The sequence below is a fragment of the Brachymonas sp. J145 genome (assembly GCF_036312245.1).
In the GTDB taxonomy this organism is placed as follows: domain Bacteria; phylum Pseudomonadota; class Gammaproteobacteria; order Burkholderiales; family Burkholderiaceae_C; genus Brachymonas; species Brachymonas wangyanguii.
The window spans coordinates 411,605-429,151 of record NZ_JAZDCI010000001.1 but is presented as its reverse complement, the minus strand read 5'-3'; the positions used below and the strand labels follow the sequence as shown (position 1 = coordinate 429,151).

At 66.2% G+C, this 17,547-nt stretch carries 17 protein-coding genes; 13 read left to right on the top strand and 4 right to left on the bottom strand.

The annotated features are described in order from the left end of the window. Window positions 1–102 precede the first annotated feature (102 nt). Both V1261_RS02030 and V1261_RS02025 read left to right on the top strand, forming a co-directional pair. On the top strand, window positions 103–1,209 hold the full coding sequence (locus tag V1261_RS02030) for an alkene reductase (RefSeq protein WP_329769751.1): 1,107 nt from the start codon (window positions 103–105) through the stop codon (window positions 1,207–1,209). A 40-nt stretch (window positions 1,210–1,249) separates the two neighbouring features. Then, a complete protein-coding gene (locus tag V1261_RS02025; protein ID WP_329769750.1) occupies window positions 1,250–2,380 on the top strand; it encodes a PQQ-dependent sugar dehydrogenase in 1,131 nt (376 codons plus the stop codon). A 61-nt stretch (window positions 2,381–2,441) separates the two neighbouring features. Here the strand turns inward: V1261_RS02025 and trxA are convergent, their stop codons facing one another. Next, window positions 2,442–3,338: a thioredoxin gene (gene trxA / locus V1261_RS02020; RefSeq protein WP_329769749.1), complete on the bottom strand. Its 897-nt coding sequence runs from the start codon at window positions 3,336–3,338 to the stop codon at window positions 2,442–2,444. Between the two features lie 205 nt (window positions 3,339–3,543). Between trxA and purE the strand changes: the two genes are divergently transcribed. Genes purE through V1261_RS02005 form a run of 3 tightly spaced genes read left to right on the top strand, consistent with a single transcriptional unit; the run spans window position 3,544 to window position 6,323 of the window. After that, window positions 3,544–4,053, top strand: a complete 510-nt coding sequence (gene purE / locus V1261_RS02015) for a 5-(carboxyamino)imidazole ribonucleotide mutase (RefSeq protein WP_329769748.1) — start codon at window positions 3,544–3,546, stop codon at window positions 4,051–4,053. Further along, window positions 4,053–5,273 carry a 5-(carboxyamino)imidazole ribonucleotide synthase gene (locus tag V1261_RS02010; RefSeq protein WP_329769747.1) on the top strand — a complete coding sequence of 407 codons (1,221 nt, stop codon included), beginning with the start codon at window positions 4,053–4,055 and terminating at the stop codon, window positions 5,271–5,273. Before purE ends, V1261_RS02010 begins: the two co-directional genes overlap by 1 nt. A gap of 30 nt (window positions 5,274–5,303) precedes the next feature. Continuing rightward, window positions 5,304–6,323, top strand: a complete 1,020-nt coding sequence (locus V1261_RS02005; protein ID WP_329769746.1) for an L-threonylcarbamoyladenylate synthase — start codon at window positions 5,304–5,306, stop codon at window positions 6,321–6,323. Between the two features lie 46 nt (window positions 6,324–6,369). Here V1261_RS02005 and V1261_RS02000 read toward each other — a convergent pair whose 3' ends face one another. Together V1261_RS02000 and dacB are read right to left on the bottom strand one after the other, a co-directional pair. Next, on the bottom strand, window positions 6,370–6,687 hold the full coding sequence (locus tag V1261_RS02000) for a SemiSWEET transporter (protein WP_329769745.1): 318 nt from the start codon (window positions 6,685–6,687) through the stop codon (window positions 6,370–6,372). Next, window positions 6,657–8,144, bottom strand: a complete 1,488-nt coding sequence (dacB, locus tag V1261_RS01995) for a D-alanyl-D-alanine carboxypeptidase/D-alanyl-D-alanine endopeptidase (RefSeq protein WP_329769744.1) — start codon at window positions 8,142–8,144, stop codon at window positions 6,657–6,659. The genes V1261_RS02000 and dacB overlap by 31 nt, the downstream gene beginning before the upstream one ends. A gap of 75 nt (window positions 8,145–8,219) precedes the next feature. Between dacB and tsaB the strand changes: the two genes are divergently transcribed. The 8 genes from tsaB to ssb all read left to right on the top strand — a co-directional run bounded on the left by tsaB (window position 8,220) and on the right by ssb (window position 15,889). Then, window positions 8,220–9,044 (top strand): tRNA (adenosine(37)-N6)-threonylcarbamoyltransferase complex dimerization subunit type 1 TsaB, encoded by an 825-nt coding sequence (gene tsaB, locus V1261_RS01990; protein ID WP_329769743.1) that lies wholly within the window; start codon window positions 8,220–8,222, stop codon window positions 9,042–9,044. Continuing rightward, window positions 9,044–9,544, top strand: coding sequence for a ribosomal protein S18-alanine N-acetyltransferase (rimI, locus tag V1261_RS01985; RefSeq protein ID WP_329769742.1), 501 nt, complete (start codon window positions 9,044–9,046; stop codon window positions 9,542–9,544). Before tsaB ends, rimI begins: the two co-directional genes overlap by 1 nt. Before the next feature lie 111 nt (window positions 9,545–9,655). Continuing rightward, complete coding sequence (locus tag V1261_RS01980) at window positions 9,656–10,558, top strand: uracil-DNA glycosylase (RefSeq protein ID WP_329769741.1); 903 nt, start codon at window positions 9,656–9,658, stop codon at window positions 10,556–10,558. Continuing rightward, on the top strand, window positions 10,555–11,412 hold the full coding sequence (pyrF, locus tag V1261_RS01975) for an orotidine-5'-phosphate decarboxylase (RefSeq protein ID WP_329769740.1): 858 nt from the start codon (window positions 10,555–10,557) through the stop codon (window positions 11,410–11,412). The genes V1261_RS01980 and pyrF overlap by 4 nt, the downstream gene beginning before the upstream one ends. A 113-nt stretch (window positions 11,413–11,525) precedes the next feature. Next, on the top strand, window positions 11,526–11,768 hold the full coding sequence (locus tag V1261_RS01970; RefSeq protein WP_329769739.1) for a GlsB/YeaQ/YmgE family stress response membrane protein: 243 nt from the start codon (window positions 11,526–11,528) through the stop codon (window positions 11,766–11,768). A gap of 196 nt (window positions 11,769–11,964) precedes the next feature. Then, a complete protein-coding gene (locus V1261_RS01965) occupies window positions 11,965–13,842 on the top strand; it encodes a potassium transporter Kup (protein WP_329769738.1) in 1,878 nt (625 codons plus the stop codon). Between the two features lie 130 nt (window positions 13,843–13,972). Further along, window positions 13,973–15,178: an MFS transporter gene (locus tag V1261_RS01960; protein WP_329769823.1), complete on the top strand. Its 1,206-nt coding sequence runs from the start codon at window positions 13,973–13,975 to the stop codon at window positions 15,176–15,178. 156 nt (window positions 15,179–15,334) lie between these two features. Then, window positions 15,335–15,889, top strand: coding sequence for a single-stranded DNA-binding protein (gene ssb, locus V1261_RS01955; protein ID WP_329769737.1), 555 nt, complete (start codon window positions 15,335–15,337; stop codon window positions 15,887–15,889). Between the two features lie 80 nt (window positions 15,890–15,969). On the opposite strand, the gene rpoN is transcribed toward ssb, so the two are convergent. Further along, window positions 15,970–17,511 (bottom strand): RNA polymerase factor sigma-54, encoded by a 1,542-nt coding sequence (gene rpoN / locus V1261_RS01950; protein WP_329769736.1) that lies wholly within the window; start codon window positions 17,509–17,511, stop codon window positions 15,970–15,972. Window positions 17,512–17,547: the final 36 nt, after the last annotated feature.

Below are 17,547 nucleotides of genomic sequence, written 5' to 3'. Positions count from 1 at the left end.
GTCTCCCAGGGCTCCCTGCTCCGGCGGGAGCCCTTGTCATGTGGGGTCAGGCAATATCTGTCATGATGCCCCCTGATTCCCGTTAGATCCCAGGAGATTTTCATGCCCCAGTTGTTCGATGCCTACACGCTGTCTGGCCTGCCGCTGCGCAACCGTATCGTCATGGCCCCGATGACCCGTGCGCGCAACCCGGATGCCGTGCCGAATGACCTGACCGCGCTCTATTACCGCCAGCGCGCCAGTGCCGGCCTGATCGTGAGCGAAGGCGTGCCGGTATCGGAAATGGCCAATGGCAACCTGTACGTGCCGGGCCTGTACACGCCCGAACAGCAGGAGGGCTGGAGCCATGTCACGCAAGCCGTGCATGAGGAGGGCGGCGCCATCTTCGCCCAGCTCTGGCATGTGGGCCGCGCCTCGCACCAGAACCTGCTGCACGGCCGCAAGCCGCACAGCTCCACCGCCCGCACGGCCGACACCAAGGTGTTTGCCTATGACCTGAATGGCAAGCCCGGTTTTGTGCAGGCCACCGAGCCGCATGCGATGACGACCGACGAGGTGCGCGAGACCGCCTTCGATTTCGGCAAGGCCGCTGGCCGCGCTATCCGCGCCGGTTTTGACGGCGTGGAAATCCACGGCGCCAACGGCTATCTGCTGGAGCAGTTCATGAACCCGCTGGTGAATGACCGCACCGACCAGTACGGCGCCCAGACCATGGACGATCGCCTGCGCTTCGTGCTGGAAGTGGTGGACAACGTGGTGGCTGCCACGGCACCGGGCAAGGTCGGCGTGCGCCTGTCACCCTGGGGCCGCTTCAATGACATGCCCGATTACGCCCAGCTCGAGGAGACTTACCTGCAGCTGATCCGCAAGCTGGACGAGCGCGAGCTGGCCTATGTGCACCTGATGGACCAAAGCAATGGCCAGGGCCGTCCCGATGCCGAGGGCCAGAACGAAGCCTTTCTGCGCAAGGTGCGCGAGGCCTTCCCGCGCGGCGCCATCATCGTGGCTGGTGCCATGACGCTGGAGGTGGGCAACCATTTGTTGCAGCAGGGGCTGGTCGATTTGGTAGGCTTTGGTCAGCCCTTCATCCCCAACCCGGATCTGGTGCAGCGCCTGCAGCATGGCTGGCCGCTGGAGCAGCCGGATCGCCGCACCTATTACGGTGGCGGCCGCGAAGGCTATACCGATTACCCCAATTACCAGGGCTGACCCCGTGGCGGCTCCGGTAGTGTCCTGACGGAGATCGCCCATGCCACATCATCTGACTCCCTGGCGTTCCGCCGCACTGGCGGCGGCGCTGCTGGCTAGCAGCCCGCAGTTGCTGGCGCAAGCGGCTACTGGCCAGACCATTGCCAGTGGCCTGGAACGTCCCTGGGCGGTAGCCTTTCTGCCTGGTGGCCGATTCCTGGTGACGGAAAAACCCGGCCGGCTGCGCGTGATCGAGCCCGATGGCCGCATCGGAGCGCCAGTGACCGGCGTGCCGCGCGTGGTCGATGCCGGCCAGGGCGGCCTGCTGGACGTCATCACCGACAGCGGCTTTGCCAGCAACCGCACGCTGTACTTCTGCTTTTCCGAAGCCGGTGACAATGGTGGCAACAGCACCGCGCTGGCGCGTGCACGCCTGTCGGCCGACAACCGCAGCCTGCAGGACGTGAAGGTGATCTTCAGTCAAAAGCCCAAGGTGCGCAGCAGCCTGCATTTCGGCTGCCGCATTGTCGAGCGCACGGTGGCTGGCAAGCCCGACGGCACGCTGTTCCTGACGCTGGGTGATCGCTACAGCCAGCGCCATGATGCGCAGCGGCTGGGCAACCACCACGGCAAGGTGGTTCGCGTGGGCAAGGATGGCTCGGTGCCGCGTGACAATCCCTTCTTTGGCCGGCGCGATGCCTTGCCCGAAATCTGGAGCTATGGCCACCGCAACCCGCAGGGCGCCACGCTGGCACCCGATGGCACGTACTGGATCCACGAGCATGGCGCGCAGGGCGGCGACGAGATCAACCTGCCCAGGCCGGGCAAGAACTACGGCTGGCCGGAAACCAGCAAGGGTGTCGATTACGGTGGCGGCCCGATCGGCACCGGCAAGCCCAGCCTGCCCGGCGTTGAAGAGCCGCTGCACTTCTGGGATCCGTCCATCGCTCCATCCGGCATGGCTTTTGTCACCAGCGAGCGCTATCCGGGCTGGAAGGGCAACCTGATGGTGGGCGCCCTCAAGTTCCAGTATCTGGCTCGGCTGGAGCTGAAGAACGGCAAGGTGGTGGCCGAGCACAAGCTGCTCGACAAGGTCGGCCACCGTATCCGCGACGTGAAGCAGGGACCGGACGGCTGGCTCTACGTGGTCACCGACAACCCGGACGGCAAGCTGATCCGCGTACGGCAGTAAAACCCGGCTTCTGCATGCAAAAGGCGCCCATCAGGCGCCTTTGGTCATCGGATAGGGGCGATCAGCTCAGGATCACGCTGCTCAGGCGACGGCGGTAGGTGGCCACGGTCGGGTCTTCGGGCGGGATCTGGCCTTCGGCCACGGCCACGGCCGGCGGTTCGATGATGTCCAGGATGGCGATATAGCTCTTGCGCGCCTGGCCGTCGTTCCAGGTCTTGTCGCGCATCAGGATCTCGAGCAGTTCATCCATGGCATCGGTCCACTGCTGGCTGGCCATCAGGCGCTGGGCACGCGCGAAGCGGGCGTCAAAATCACGCTTGTTGGCGGCGATGCGGGCATCCAGCGCGGCCAGATCTTCGCCGCTCTCGCTGGCGTCCAGCGCATCCATCCATTGCTGCAGGCTGCCCAGGCGCTGCACGCTGGCCGCCTTGGCAATCACCGGGGCAAAGGCGACCTTGGCATCGTCCAGGCGATCCAGCTGCAGCAGCAGCTTGATGTAGTCGAAGCGCGCATCGTCATTCGCCGGGTCGGTGGCGACGGCGTGCTGCAGCTTTTCCAGGGCGGTATCGGTATCGCCGGCCTGCAGCGCAGCCTGGGCTTCGTCTTCTTCCTGCTGGGCCGCGACTTCTTCCGGGGCCGGCAGGTGCTTGTCGAGCAGGGCGCGGATCTGGCCTTCGGGCTGGGCGCCGGCAAAGCCGTCGACCGGCTGGCCGTTGACCATCAGGATCACCGTGGGCACGCTGCGCACGCCAAACATGCCGGCAATCTGCTGCTCGTCATCGACGTTGATCTTGGCCAGGGTGAAGCGGCCGGCGTAATCGGTCTCCAGCTTTTCCAGCACCGGCATCAGCTGCTTGCAAGGGCCACACCAGGGTGCCCAGAAATCGATCAGCACGGGGGTGGTTTGCGAGGCGACGATGACGTCGGATTCAAAGTTTTCGGTGGTGATATCGATCATGGTGTGGCGAAAGGGCTGGGGAGGGGGCTTGGCTGGACAGGGTGCCCAACCTTACAATAGAGGGATTGTGGCCTATTGCAGGCACGTTTTATTCATGTGGGATGTGTGGCCGGTATTTCAAGCCGTGCCAGCCGGTGGTCGTCAGGGCAACCGGCTTTTCGTGTTTCTGCACATCCGCAACCATCCAGACAACAGGAGTCAGCCAATGAGCCAGGTGCAAGTAGGCGTCATCATGGGATCCAATTCCGACTGGGACACCATGCAGCATGCCGTCGAGATCCTGCAGGGATTCGGCGTTGCTTTTGAAGCGCGCGTGGTATCCGCCCACCGCATGCCCGATGACATGTTTGCCTATGCCGAAACGGCTGCCGAACGCGGCCTGCAGGCCATCATCGCCGGTGCCGGCGGTGCGGCGCACCTGCCGGGCATGGTGGCTGCCAAGACGACCGTGCCGGTGCTCGGCGTGCCGGTGGCCTCGCGCCACCTGCAGGGCGTGGATTCCCTGCACAGCATCGTGCAGATGCCCAAGGGCGTGCCGGTCGCCACCTTTGCCATCGGCCAGGCCGGTGCTGCCAACGCCGCGCTGTTTGCCGTGGCGCTGCTGGCGAATCACGATCCGGCGCTGCGCCAGAAGCTGGATGATTTCCGCCAGCGCCAGACCGAAGCCGCACGCGCCATGGCGCTGCCGGTCAACCAGCAGAAAGGCACGGTCTGATGAGCGAACAGGACGCAGGCATGGTACAGACCGTGCGCGCTGACAGCGATACCGACAGCCTGCACACCACGCTGGGCGTGCTGGGTGGCGGTCAGCTGGGACGCATGCTGGTGCACGCAGCGCAGGCCATGGGCTATGACACCGTGGTGCTGGACCCGCAGGCCGATGGCCCGGCCGGCCAGGCCAGCCAGCAGCAGGTCGTGGCGGCCTATGACGATGCCGCCGGCTGGCAGCAGCTGGCCGATGCCTGCGATGGCATCACCACCGAATTCGAGAACGTGCCGGCTGCCGCGCTGGCCTGGCTGGCCGAGCGCAAGCCGGTATCGCCGCCGGCCCATGCCGTGGCGATTGCCCAGGATCGCGTGCAGGAGAAGGAGCACTTCACGCGCTGCGGCGTGCGCTGCGCTCCGTTTGCCAGCATCGCGTCTGACGCCGAGCTGCAGGACGTGACCGACGCCATGTTTCCCGCTATCCTGAAGACGGCGCGCATGGGCTACGACGGCAAGGGCCAGTCGGTGGTGCAGGATCGTGCCGGACTGGTGCAGGCCTGGGTCGAGATGGGTCGCGTGCCTTGCGTGCTCGAGAAAAAACTCGAACTGGCACTGGAGTGCTCGGTGATCGTGGCACGTGACGTGCAGGGTCAATTGGTGCATTTCCAGCCGCAGCGCAACGTGCACCATGGCGGTATCCTCGCCACTACTTATGCCTTCCCCGGGGCCGTGCCAGAGCACCTGGCGCAGCAGCTGGTCGAGGCCACCGGCCGCATCGCCGCCGGCCTGGAATACGTGGGCGTGCTCTGTGTCGAATACTTCATCCTGGCCGATGGCAGCTGGGTGGTGAACGAGATGGCGCCGCGCCCGCACAACAGCGGCCACTACACCATCGATGCCTGCGAGCACAGCCAGTTCGAGCTGCAGCTGCGCACCACCATGCACCTGCCACTGGTACAGCCGCGCCACCACAGCCCCTCGGTCATGCTCAACCTGCTGGGCGATGTCTGGTCCGATGCCGCTGGTGAACAGCGCATTCCGCCCTGGGAAGAAATCCAGCGCCTGCCCGGCGTGCACCTGCACCTGTACGGCAAGCAGGACGTCAAGCGCGGCCGCAAGATGGGCCATGTCACCATCACCGCCGCCAGCGTGGACATGTTGCAGGACAAGGCAGCGCAAGTCGCGCAGATTCTGGGCCTGCCCTACGAACGCCTGCAAGTTGCCGCCTGATGGCGGCAGTTCGCAGACGATAAATACCAGATGCTGCTGAAAGCTACCCCGGACATCGCCGCTGACGAGCGCCAGCAGGCGCTGCAGCAGGCCGCGCAGGTGCTGGCTGATGGCCAGCTGCTCGGCCTGCCGACCGAGACTGTCTACGGCCTGGCGGCGCGCGCCGATGACGATGCCGCCGTGGCCGCCATTTTTGCCGCCAAGCAGCGCCCAGCCAGCCACCCGCTGATCGTGCATGTGCCGGATCTGGCCAGCGCCGCAGCCTTTGTGGCGCCAGACTTTCTGGAACAGGCACCCACCCATGCCGCCAGCCTGATGCAGGCCTTCTGGCCGGGGCCGCTCACCGTGATCGTGCCGCGCCGCGATGGCATGGCGCAGGCGGCTGCCGGTGGGCAGGATTCGGTTGGCTTGCGTTGTCCTTCGCACCCGGTGGCGCATGCGGTGCTGCAGCTTGCTGCGGCACTGGGCGTCAAGGGCGTGGCTGCACCCAGCGCCAACACCTTTGGCCGTGTCAGCCCGACCACCGCCGCCCATGTGCAGCAGGAGTTTGGCGACAGTCTGACCGTGCTTGATGGCGGTGCCTGCCAGGTTGGCATTGAATCCACCATCATCGATTGCACGCGCGGCCAGCCGGTGCTGCTGCGCCCCGGCATCATCACGCCGGAAATGGTGGAGGCGCGTACCGGCATCCGCGTGCTGCTGCCGCACGAAGCCGCCACGCGCCAGGCGGCGCCGCGCGCCTCGGGCACGCTGACGGCACACTATGCACCGCAGGCGCGGGTCGTGCTGATGCCGACAAAATTGCTGCAAGAGCGTGCAAAAGACGGTAACTTGCCGTCAGATGTCGTTATCTGGAGCCGTACGACCTTGCCGGGCATGGCGCAGCGGGTCGCCATGCCGGACGATGCCGCTGCTACCGCGCAGCAGCTGTTTGCCCAGTTGCGTGATTTTGATGCGCAGGGCGTGCGCGAGATCTGGGTCGAAGCGGTGCCGGCGCATGCCGACTGGGCTGGCGTGGCCGATCGCCTGCAGCGCGCTGCAGCGGCTTGAGTTGGCCTTCTTGTAGTCAATACGCGGCAAAAGCGCGTAATTTCCTTTATCTGTCTCCGAATGTCGGCGGCTTGCCGTGCCGGTAGCGGATTTTCAGGCCCAGGATCATGCTGGCCAGCAGCAGCGTGATGCTGTTGGCAATCACCATCGGCCAGGAATGCAGCCACAGGCCATAGGCCAGCCAGAGCGCCACGCCCAGCGTGAACAGGCTGTACATGCCAAGCGAGATACCGGCGACGTCGCGCGTGCGCCAGCTGTGCAATGCCTGCGGCACAAAGCTGATGGTGGTCAGGGTGGCGGCCGCATAACCGGCCAGCGTGCCGAGATCGGCCATCAGCGCGTGCCCGGTTGCATCGCGGTCCATTCCACCAGCTGGTAGAAGGCGTCACGGGCGCGGCCGGCTTCGGCGCCATTGGCCATGGCCACCAGCACGTAGCGGCGGCCATCCAGGCCAGTGACATAGCCGGCCAGCGCATTGGCATCGCGCAAGGTGCCGGTCTTCAGATGGGCGCGGCCGGGCAGGCCGGTGGCCTGGCGACGCAGCGTGCCGTCCATGCCATACATCGGCAAGGAGGCGACAAAATCCGGCATCATCGGCGAACTCCACATGTACTGCAGCAAACCGCCAAGCGATGCCGCGGTGATGCGACCATCACGCGAGAGGCCGGAGCCGTTCACCGGCGTTGGCGGCGCATAAGGCCGGAGCTTGCGCTGCCACCAGTCCTGCACCGCGGCCTGGGCGCCGGCAAAATGACCCTGGCCATAGCGCTGCACGCCCAGCGTCAGGAACAGCTGCTGGGCCATCACGTTGTTGCTGAACTTGTTGATGTTGCGTACCGCCTGGGGCAGTGGCTCGGACTCGCTGCTGGCCAGCGGCGTGCCGCGCAGCAGGGCGGCCGGCGTGCTGCCGTAGCGTACCCGGCCTTCGAGCTGGCCACCCAGGCTCTGCCACATGCCGAGGATGGCCTTGCCGGCCTGTTCTTGCGGCTGCGGCCAGGCCGCCAGCCATTGCTGCTCGCCACAGCTGGCCGGGTAGCTGGCGGGTAGTGCAATCTGGCGCTGTGCCTGGCTGCGTGCTTCCAGCTGGGCGATCCAGCCGTTGCAGCTGCCGGCATCCAGCGGCAGGCTGGCCGGAATGCCGCTGTCGGCCATCGGCGGATCCAGCCGCAGCTGGGCCATGTTCTGGCTGGCATCGGGCTGGAGCTGCAGCACAAAGGACTTGTAGTTCACCAGCAGGCCGTCCGGTTGCGCGTTATAGGGCTGCAACGTCTCGCCATCGAAGGCGCCGGGATCACGCGCGGGCAGCTGGAACACGCTGTTGTCCAGCACCAGATCGCCGCTGATGCGCTGCACGCCGCGTTCGCGCAGCGCCCGTAGCAGCAGCCAGAGCCGCTCCTGCACCAGGCCGGGATCGCCGCTGCCTTGCACATACAGATTGCCCTGCAGCACCTGCTGGCGCACGCTGCCATCGCTCCACAGGCGCGTGTTCCAGCGGAAGCCGGGGCCGAGCTGGTCCAGCGCGATGCCGGTGGTGACCAGCTTCATCACCGAGGCCGGATTCATGGCCTGCGTCACGTTGTGGCTGACCAGCGGCAGGCCGCCATCGGCCGGAGCCACCAGCAGGGCTACTTGCGATAGCGGCATGCCCACGCGCTGCAGCGGTGCCGTTACCTCGACCGGCAAGGGCTGGGCCGGGGCCTGCAGCGCCAGTGGTTGCGCCTGCGAGACAGGCAGCGGTGTCAGCAGCGTCAGCGGCAACAGCACGGACAGATAGCGGCGCAGGCGCTGTTTCAGGGAGAGGGTCGATACAGGCTGGGACATGGCAGGCGAAATCTCCGGGAATCTGTCCGCATCATGCCATGGCCGCCACGCGACTGTGGAACAATGCGGGGCATCATGAGCGACGCTGTTTCACCCCCTGCCGATGCCTCCACGCTGCCCGTCCTGCGCCAGTGGGATGCGGCGGCCCCCCTGCACCTGCTGGCCATGGATACCGGCACCAGCGAGCTGACGATCGCCGTAGGCGAGTGGGCCGCTGGTTGCGCCATCGCCGGCGAGCCGCCTGCGCTGCAGCAATATGCCGGCGCCGGATCGGCCCAATCGTCTGCCACGCTGATTCCGGTGCTGCTGCAGCTCTTGCAGCAGGCCGGCCTGACGCTGCCGCAACTCGACGCGATTGCCTTTGGCGCCGGTCCGGGATCGTTCACCGGGCTGCGTACTGCCTGCTCGGTGGCGCAGGGGCTGGCGCTGGGGGCGGAGCTGCCGCTGCTGCCGCTGGATACCCTGATGGTGACGGCCGAAGACTACCGTAGCCGCCATCCGCTGCAGCCGGGCGACACGGTCTGGGCGCTGCTTGATGCGCGCATGGACGAGATCTACGTGGCCGGCTGGCGCTGGCAGCCGCTGCCCGATGGTGCACCGCACTGGGAGCCGCTGCACGATGCCGTGCTGGCACGCCCGGAAGACCTGCTGGCCGTGCCCGGCTTGACCGCCGATGCGCGGTGTGCCGGCAATGTGCAAGCGGTCTATGGCGAGCGCATGCCCTTGCAGGTGGCGCACGCCATGCCGGTGGCCGATGCCATGCTGCGGCTGGCGCCGGCCTTGCTGCAACAAGGCCAGGCCGTGGATGCCGCGCTGGCACTGCCGCGCTACGTGCGCAACAAGGTGGCACAGACCACGGCCGAGCGCGAAGCCGCCAAGGCAGCAGCTGGCAAGGCCTGATGCAGCACGAAGCCATACCGCAGACTGGCGTGCGCTTCACCCAGGCGCACCGTGCGCATCTGGACGAGATCCTGGCGCTGGAACAGGCCGCCTACCCCTTGCCCTGGTCGCGGCAGAACTTCATCAGCATCCTGGACGACAGCAGCGGCCGCTACACGGTGCAGCTGCTGCGCCTGCGCGCCGAGCGTGATCGCGAAGTGCTGGCGGGCTATTTTGTCGCGTTGCTGGGCGTGGAAGAGGCGCACTTGCTGAATGTGGCGGTGCACCCGCGGCTGCAGGGGCAGGGCTGGGGCCAGTTGCTGCTGCGCCAGCTGCAGACCTGGGCGGTGCTGCATGGCGCGCGCCAGATCTGGCTGGAAGTGCGCGACAGCAACCCGCGTGCGCGCCAGGTCTACGAGCGCTGGGGCTATGTGGAGATGGGGCGGCGCAAGGACTACTACCCGGCACTAGGCGGCGGCCGCGAGGCTGCGACCGTGATGTGCCTGCAGCTGCCGGATTGAAGCACCCCGGAATCGCCCCCAGCCCGGGTGGCGATTCTTTGCGACAATAGGCACTCTCATGCAAACACGCTCCGTTTCCCCTTCCTGCCGCCACGCCAGCGGCCTGCCGCCATGGCCCTGATGCTGGATCGCCGCCAGCGCGCCATGCTGGCCGAGATGGGCGTGCGCGTCTGGCTGCCCTTGCCCGAGGCCGCAGCACCGGTCGCTGCCGTCGCCGATGCTATCGCGCCGGCAGCAGAGCCTGTGGTTGCGCCTGTGCCGACCCCGGTGCCCGCTCCCGTGCCCGAGCCGATCCGCCCGCGCCCGCCCGCGCCGGTTGCCACGCCTGCGGCCTTCGCCGCTACCGATACCGGTCTGCAGCCACTGCCCTTGCTGCAAGGCCAATCGCTGCCGCAACTGCAGCAACTCGCCGACAGCTGCAAAGGTTGTGAATTGCACCGCACGCGCCAGCACAGCGTCTGGGACGCCACGCCGATCCCGGCGGAAGGCCCGCGCTGGTTGTTCGTGATCGATGCCCCCGGCGCTGCTGAAAACGCCAGCGGCCAGCCGGCCCAGGGCGATACCGGCAAGCTGCTGCAACAGATGCTGGCTGCCTTGCGTCTGCCCGCCGCGCAGGTGCGCCGCGTGCACGCCACGCGCTGCGCGCCCGAAGGCCGCGTCGCCACCCCGGCCGAAGTCGGCCATTGCTCGGCCTGGCTGCGCCGCGACATCGCGCTGTACCAGCCGGACCTGATCGTGGCGCTGGGCCGTGCCGCCGCCTGGGCCTTGTTGCGCAGCGAACAGCCGCTCGGCCAGTTGCGTGGCCAGCCGGCACGCATCCACTTGCCACCCGAAGACGCCGACCTGCAGCCCGTCCTGGCCGATATTCCCGTGGTGGTCAGCTACCCGCTCGACTTCCTGCTGCGCCACCCCGAAGCCAAGCCGCGTGCCTGGTCCGACCTGTGCCTGGCCGCCGACCTGCTGCAGCAGCGTCGCAGCCCTGTTTCCTCTCCTGATTCCGGAATCCCGTCATGACCTTCCTCGAAATGCTTGCCGCTGCCGAGCAGCGCAACCAGTCCCAGCTGTGCGTCGGCCTGGATCCCGACCCGGCGCGCTTCCCGCAACCCTGGCAGGGTGATGCCGGCCGCATCTACGATTTCTGCGCTGCCATCATCGATGCCACCGCGGATCTGGCGGTCGCCTTCAAGCCGCAGATTGCCTACTTTGCTGCGCACCGCGCCGAGGAACAGCTGGAACGCCTGGTGCAGCACATCCGCGCCGTGGCGCCCCAGGTGCCGGTCATCCTCGACAGCAAGCGCGGCGACATCGGCAGCACCGCCGAGCAGTACGCGATCGAGGCCTTCGAGCGCTATGGCTGCGATGCCGTCACGCTGTCGCCCTTCATGGGTTTCGATTCGGTCGAGCCCTATCTGCGCCGCCATGGCAAGGGCGCCTTCCTGCTCTGCCGCACGTCCAACCCCGGCGGCAATGACCTGCAGGCGCAGCCGTTGCGCGACGTTGTCGGCCAGCCGCTGCTGTACGAGCATATCGCCAGCCAGACGCAAGGCCCGTGGAACCTGAACGGCCAGCTCGGCCTGGTGGTGGGCGCGACCTACCCGCAGGAACTGGCGCGCGTGCGCGAGCTGGCGCCCAGCGTGCCGCTGCTGATTCCCGGCGTTGGAGCCCAGGGCGGTGATGCCGCAGCCACCATCCAGGCCGGCTGGCGCGGTACGCGTGCTGCCGACGGCAGCATCCGCAGCAGCGGTTTTGCCATCGTCAACTCCTCGCGCGCCATCCTCTACGCCAGCTCTGGCGATGACTACGCGGCCGCCGCGCGCCGCGAGGCCGAAGCCACGCGCCAGCGCCTGCTCGACGCCATGCCGGCCTGAGCGCGACAGCGGCCTGCGCCCCTGTCCTACAGCGTCGGCACTGCTGCACGTGGATACTGCAGACATCCGGGGTCGCCCAAGCGGCCCGCCTGCAAACACAAGGGAGAAGTGATATGTCGATTCTGTACTGGCTCATCATCGGCCTGATTGCCGGCTGGCTGGCCGGCCTCATCATGAAAGGCAGCGGCTACGGCGTGCTGGCCAATATCGGGCTCGGCATTGTTGGTGCCTTGCTCGGCGGTTTCCTGTTCGGCCTGCTGGGGCTGGGCGCTACGGGTGCCATCGGCAGCATCGTCACCGCCACAGTGGGTGCGGTCGTGGTGATTTTCCTGGCACGGATGTTGCGCCGCGCCTGACGCTGCCTGACGGCAGCATCACGACACAGGCTGCTTCGGCAGCCTGTTGCGTTTTGGAAGCAGATGCACTGCAAGAGGCAGAATTGATGCAGAATACGCCACGGTGTGTGCATGCTGTTACAGCATGGCCCAGCACACCACCAGCCATTACTGGAGGCATTCACTGCTGCGCCCCCGGCCGGCGGATTGTTAGATCGTGCATCAGCATTCTGCGCACAAGTCCTCGCTTCCCGCCCTGATCCTGGGCGCGATCGGCATCGTCTATGGCGACATCGGCACCAGCGTGCTCTACGCGGTCAAGGAAGTCTTCGGCTCCGGCCATGTCGCCTTCACCTACGCCAATGTCTATGGCGTGCTCTCCATCCTGTTCTGGACCCTGACCACCATCGTCTCGCTCAAGTACGTGACACTGGTGCTGCGCGCCGACAACAATGGCGAAGGAGGCCTGATCGCCATGCTGACGCTGGCCTCGCAGGCGGTGCAGGACCGGCCGCGGTTGCGCCGCGTGATGCTGCTGGTCGGCGTCTTTGGCACCTGCCTGTTCTATGGCGATGGCGTCATCACCCCGGCGATTTCCGTGCTGTCGGCCGTCGAGGGCCTGGAAGTGGTGTCGTCCGGCTTCCGCACCTACGTGATCCCGATCACGCTGCTGATCCTGCTGCTGCTGTTCAGCATGCAGAAATACGGCACCGCCGGCATCGGCCGCTTCTTTGGCCCGGTGATGGTGTTCTGGTTCCTGGTGATTGCCGCGCTCGGCGTGCTGCACATCGTCGACCACCCGGAAATCCTGCGCGCCATCAGTCCGCACTATGCCTGGGCCTTCATCTGGGAGAACCCCGGCACCAGTTTCATCATCCTCGGGGCGGTGGTGCTGTGCGTCACCGGTGGCGAGGCGCTCTATGCCGACATGGGCCACTTCGGCAAGCGGCCGATCCGCATCGCCTGGTTCAGCATTGCCATGCCGGCGCTCACGCTCAACTACTTCGGCCAGGGCGCGCTGCTGCTTGACAACCCGGCCGCCGTGCAAAACCCGTTCTTCATGCTGGCACCCGAATGGCTGCTGATCCCGCTGGTGGTGCTGGCCACCTGTGCCGCCGTGATCGCCTCGCAGGCGCTGATTTCCGGCGCCTTCAGCGTCACCAAGCAGGTGATCCAGCTCGGCTACCTGCCACGGCTGCAGGTGATGCATACCAGCGCGCGCGAAAGCGGCCAGATCTACATCCCGCTGGTCAACTGGGGCCTGTTTGTTATGATTGCGCTGGCGGTGGCGCTGTTCCGCTCCTCGTCCAACCTGGCGGCGGCCTATGGCATTGCCGTCACCACCGACATGCTGATCACCACCGTGCTGACCTTCTTCGTCATCCGTTACGCCTGGCGCATGCCGCTGCTGCTGGCACTGGGTGCCACCAGCTTCTTCTTCGTCATCGATATCGCCTTCTGGGCCTCCAATCTGCTCAAGCTGGTGCATGGTGGCTGGTTCCCGCTGGTGATTGCCGGCTCCATCTTCATGCTGATGCTGACCTGGCGCGATGGCCGCAACCTGCTCAACCGCAAGCTGCTGTCCGAAGGGCTGGAACTGGGCGGCTTTCTGGAATCGGTATTCCAGGCACCGCCAGCGCGCGTGGATGGCACGGCGGTGTTCCTGACGGCGCAGGCCGGCCATGTGCCGAATGCGTTGCTGCACAACCTCAAGCACAACAAGGTGCTGCATCGGCAGAACCTGTTTGTCACGGTGCGCAGCCACGAAGTGCCCTGGGTCGATCCCGAACAGCGGCTGGAGATGCAGGCGCTGGGGCATGACTGCTGGCAGGTGGTGGTGCACTATGGCTATATGGATGCGGTGAACCTGCCGCTGGCGCTGGAGTCCCTGCAGCAGCAGGGTTGCTGCCTGGATCCGATGCAGACCAGCTACTTCCTGTCGCGTGACAGCGTGGTGCCGACGCTGGGCGATGGCATGGCCCCCTGGCGCGAAAAGCTGTTCGCGCAAATGCACCACAACGCCAGTGGTGCGGCCGACTTCCTGCGCCTGCCCAGCAATGCCGTGGTCGAACTCGGTTCCAAGGTCGAGATCTAGCGCAAGCCGCCAGCGGCAATTTGCGGGACAATGGCGGTTTGGTGCACGGCAGCAAGTGCGTGCACCGGTCAAGCAAGGATAGCGTGTCGTGACTTCAACTTCTTCCATCCCGGTTGCAGAAAGCAGCCGGATGACGGCCAGCGAGCGGCGCTCCAGCCTCGGTCTGGCGCTGATCTTCGCCCTGCGCATGCTGGGCCTGTTCTTGGTGGTGCCGGTGTTTCCGCTGGCGGCCGCCAGCTACGAGGGTGCCACGGCAGCCAATATCGGCCTGGCCATGGGTATCTACGGCCTGACGCAGGCATTGCTGCACCTGCCGCTGGGCATGGCGAGCGACCGCTTTGGCCGCAAGCGCCTGATCACGCTGGGCATGCTGGTGTTTGCCGCGGGCTGCGTGGTGGCCGCGCTGGCCACCAGCATTGACGGCCTGCTGATCGGCCGGGCGCTGCAGGGCGCCGGTGCGGTATCGGCTGCGGTCACGGCCTTGCTGGCCGATCTCACGCGTGACGAGGTGCGTACCAAGGCGATGGCCATCATCGGCGGCAGCATTGGCCTGGTGTTTTCGCTGGCGCTGGTGATTTCGCCGCTGCTGGCGGGCTGGATCGGCCTGTCCGGCATGTTCTGGCTGGTGGCGGTGCTGGCGCTGCTCGGCATTGCCGGCCTGTATCTGCTGGTGCCCGACGAGCCGGTGCGCCTGGGCGCAGCTCCCTCGCGCGGCAGCCTGTGGCAGACGCTGCAGCATCCGGCGCTGCTGCGCCTGAATGCCGGCGTGTTCGTGCTGCATGCGGTGCAGCTGGCGATGTGGATGGTGGTACCGGCGCTGCTGGTACAGGCCGGATTGGAGCAGCCGCAGCACTGGCAGGTCTACCTGCCGGCGGTACTCGGCTCGTTTGTGCTGATGGGCGCGCTGCTGTTCCGCATGGAGCGTGCCGGCAAGCTGCGCCTGATGCTGCAGCTGTCCATGGTGCTGATCCTGCTGGTGCAGCTGGCGCTGTGGTGGATCAATGACCAGCTGCAAGGCGAGCAGCTGCCGGCACTGTGGCATCTGGCGGTGCTGCTGCTGGTGTTCTTTACCGGCTTCAACATCCTCGAAGCCTCGCAGCCCAGCCTGGTGTCGCGCCAGGCACCGGAGCAGTTGCGCGGCATGGCGCTAGGCGTGTACAACACGGTGCAGTCACTCGGCCTGTTTGTCGGCGGTGCGGTGGGTGGTTTCCTGCTCAAGCAGGACGGCCCGGTAGCGGTGACGCTGGCTTGCATCGCCCTGATGCTGCTGTGGCTGATGATCGCCTGGAACATGCCGGTGCCGGCACGCGCACACGCAAAAAACAGTAGAAAATAGTATTTTCTTCTTATATAATAGTGCCACTATCCTGTAGCATGGCTCCGGGGTATCATGCACTCCGGCGTGTCCCGGCATGGGGCATCGCCGGTTATCTCCAACTCCCTTGGTCACCATTCGCTACACCGGCAAGGGCCAAGCCTCCAGGACATCGTCATGGCATCTGTCAACAAAGTCATTCTCGTCGGCAACCTCGGCCGCGACCCCGAAATCCGTACCTTCCCCAGTGGTGACCAGGTCGCCAACGTCACGCTGGCCACTTCCGACCGCTGGAAGGACAAGCAATCCGGTGAAATGCGCGAGCACACCGAATGGCACCGCCTGGTGTTCAACGGCCGTCTGGCCGAAATCGTCGGCCAGTACCTGCGCAAGGGCAGCCAGATCTATGTCGAAGGCAGCATCCGCACGCGCAAGTGGCAGGACCAGGCCACCGGTCAGGATCGCTACGCTACTGAAATCCGCGTAGACCAGATGCAGATGCTGGGCAAGCGTGAAGGCATGGGCGGCCAGGGCGGCGGCTATGGTGACGATGAGGGCGGCTACGGTGGCGGTTACGGCGGTGGTCGTGCCGCGGCACCGCGTCAGCAGGCTCCGATGGCTGCACGCCCGGCGGCTCCGGCAGCCGCACCGGCGGCGGCTGCCCCCGCGGCCGCGCAGCCGATGAGCGACGCCGGTGGCTTTGGTGACATGGACGACGATATTCCGTTCTAAGAAACACCTGTCTGCCCTGTCAGGGGCAGCACGGCCATCGGATCATGCCCGCCTTGTGCGGGCATGCCTGTTTCTGGCGCTCAGTCCAGCGACTTGCGCAAATGTGCCGGCGGCAGCTTGAGCTGTTCACGGTACTTGGCCACGGTGCGGCGGGCACACTGGATGCCGCGCTCCGCCAGCAGGTCGACCAGGCGCTGGTCACTGAGCGGCTTGCGTACCTCTTCATCGGCAATCAGCTGGCCGATCAGGGCGCGCACGGCGGTGCTGCTGGTGGCCTGACCGTCATCGGTGCCGATGCCGGAACCAAAGAAATACTTGAGTTCGAAAGTGCCCCAGGGTGTCTGCATGTACTTGGCGCTGGTGGCGCGGCTGACAGTGGATTCGTGTAGCGCCAGCGCCTCGGCAATCTCGCGCAGCACCAGCGGCTCCATGGCCAGCACACCTTGCTCGAAAAAGCGTTGCTGGCGCTCCACGATCGCCTGGCTGACGCGCAGGATGGTGTCAAAGCGCTGCTGGATGCTCTTGACCATCCAGCGCGCCTCCTGCAGCTGCTGTTGCAGTGCCTGCACCGCTTCGCCCTGGTACTGGCGCAGCACGCCCGCATACCTGTCCTGTACCTGCACGCGCGGCAGCACCGCTGGATTGAGCCGCACCAGCCAGGGAGACTGCTGGCCTGCCGGAGCGCGCAGCACCAGAACATCGGGAATCACCACTTGTTGCTCGGCAGTGGCAAAGCGGCGGCCTGGCTTGGGCTCGAGGCGGGCAATCAGCTGCAGTGCCTGGCGCAGCGCAGGCTGGCCATGGCCGGTCAGGCGTGCCAGCGTGCGCAGGTCGCGTCGCGCCAGCAGTTCCAGCGGTTGCGCGCACAGGTCCAGTGCAATCTGGCGCGTGGCGGCATCGGTCTGGCTGGCGGGTAGCGCCAGCAGCTGCAGTCGCAGGCATTCGGCCAGGTCGCGCGCGCCAACGCCAGGCGGTTCCATCGACTGCAGCAGACCCAGTGCGATGCGCAAGTGGTCGTGCAGGGTTTCCTGGTCGCTATCCAGCAGGCTGTCCGGAATCTGCTGCTGCAGCGCGAGCGCCAGCTCGTCCAGGCTGTCTTCCAGATAGCCGTCTTCATTCAAGGATTCGACCAGCGCATACAGGGCAGCGCGGTCCAGGGCATCCAGCCGCAAGGCCAGCGCCTGCTGGTGCAAGTGGGTGCTCAGCTTGTCGGGCTGCGGCTTGCCGGACCAGGGCGACTCGTCATCATCAGGCTGGTGGCTGGCCCAGCGGGTATGGAGCTGCTCTTCGCTGGCCTGGCTGGATGCGTGGCTGTCTGCGCTATCGCGTTCGTTGGCGCCTGAAGACCAGTCGTCCCAGGCATCGCGCCCAGACCAGTCCTCGTCGCGGTCAAGGCGTTCGGCTGCGTCTTCCGCATGACTGGTGGCTGCTGCTGGCGGATCGGCTTGGTCGTCCGTACCGGTATCCTCCTCGGCCTGCTCCAGAAACGGATTCTCGGCCAGCATCTGCTCCAGCTCTTGCTGCAGCTCCTGGGTCGAAGCCTGCAGCAAGCGGATCGCGTGCTGCAGCTGTGGCGTCAGCGCCAGGTTCTGGCTGATACGGAGTTGCAGACCGGCTTTCATCAGCCGGCTTCCGGGTGGCTGCCTGCGATGTCACCT

What these genes read in the sequence shown, in the direction of transcription:
- rpoN (WP_329769736.1), bottom strand. Translation starts at nt 17,511, where the DNA reads ATGAAAGCCGGTCTGCAACTCCGTATCAGCCAGAACCTGGCGCTGACG.
- V1261_RS02025 (WP_329769750.1), top strand. Translation starts at nt 1,250, where the DNA reads ATGCCACATCATCTGACTCCCTGGCGTTCCGCCGCACTGGCGGCGGCG.
- V1261_RS01980 (WP_329769741.1), top strand. Translation starts at nt 9,656, where the DNA reads ATGGCCCTGATGCTGGATCGCCGCCAGCGCGCCATGCTGGCCGAGATG.
- V1261_RS01960 (WP_329769823.1), top strand. Translation starts at nt 13,973, where the DNA reads ATGACGGCCAGCGAGCGGCGCTCCAGCCTCGGTCTGGCGCTGATCTTC.
- purE (WP_329769748.1), top strand. Translation starts at nt 3,544, where the DNA reads ATGAGCCAGGTGCAAGTAGGCGTCATCATGGGATCCAATTCCGACTGG.
- trxA (WP_329769749.1), bottom strand. Translation starts at nt 3,338, where the DNA reads ATGATCGATATCACCACCGAAAACTTTGAATCCGACGTCATCGTCGCC.
- dacB (WP_329769744.1), bottom strand. Translation starts at nt 8,144, where the DNA reads ATGTCCCAGCCTGTATCGACCCTCTCCCTGAAACAGCGCCTGCGCCGC.
- pyrF (WP_329769740.1), top strand. Translation starts at nt 10,555, where the DNA reads ATGACCTTCCTCGAAATGCTTGCCGCTGCCGAGCAGCGCAACCAGTCC.
- V1261_RS02005 (WP_329769746.1), top strand. Translation starts at nt 5,304, where the DNA reads ATGCTGCTGAAAGCTACCCCGGACATCGCCGCTGACGAGCGCCAGCAG.
- V1261_RS02010 (WP_329769747.1), top strand. Translation starts at nt 4,053, where the DNA reads ATGAGCGAACAGGACGCAGGCATGGTACAGACCGTGCGCGCTGACAGC.
- rimI (WP_329769742.1), top strand. Translation starts at nt 9,044, where the DNA reads ATGCAGCACGAAGCCATACCGCAGACTGGCGTGCGCTTCACCCAGGCG.
- tsaB (WP_329769743.1), top strand. Translation starts at nt 8,220, where the DNA reads ATGAGCGACGCTGTTTCACCCCCTGCCGATGCCTCCACGCTGCCCGTC.
- V1261_RS02000 (WP_329769745.1), bottom strand. Translation starts at nt 6,687, where the DNA reads ATGGACCGCGATGCAACCGGGCACGCGCTGATGGCCGATCTCGGCACG.
- ssb (WP_329769737.1), top strand. Translation starts at nt 15,335, where the DNA reads ATGGCATCTGTCAACAAAGTCATTCTCGTCGGCAACCTCGGCCGCGAC.
- V1261_RS02030 (WP_329769751.1), top strand. Translation starts at nt 103, where the DNA reads ATGCCCCAGTTGTTCGATGCCTACACGCTGTCTGGCCTGCCGCTGCGC.
- V1261_RS01970 (WP_329769739.1), top strand. Translation starts at nt 11,526, where the DNA reads ATGTCGATTCTGTACTGGCTCATCATCGGCCTGATTGCCGGCTGGCTG.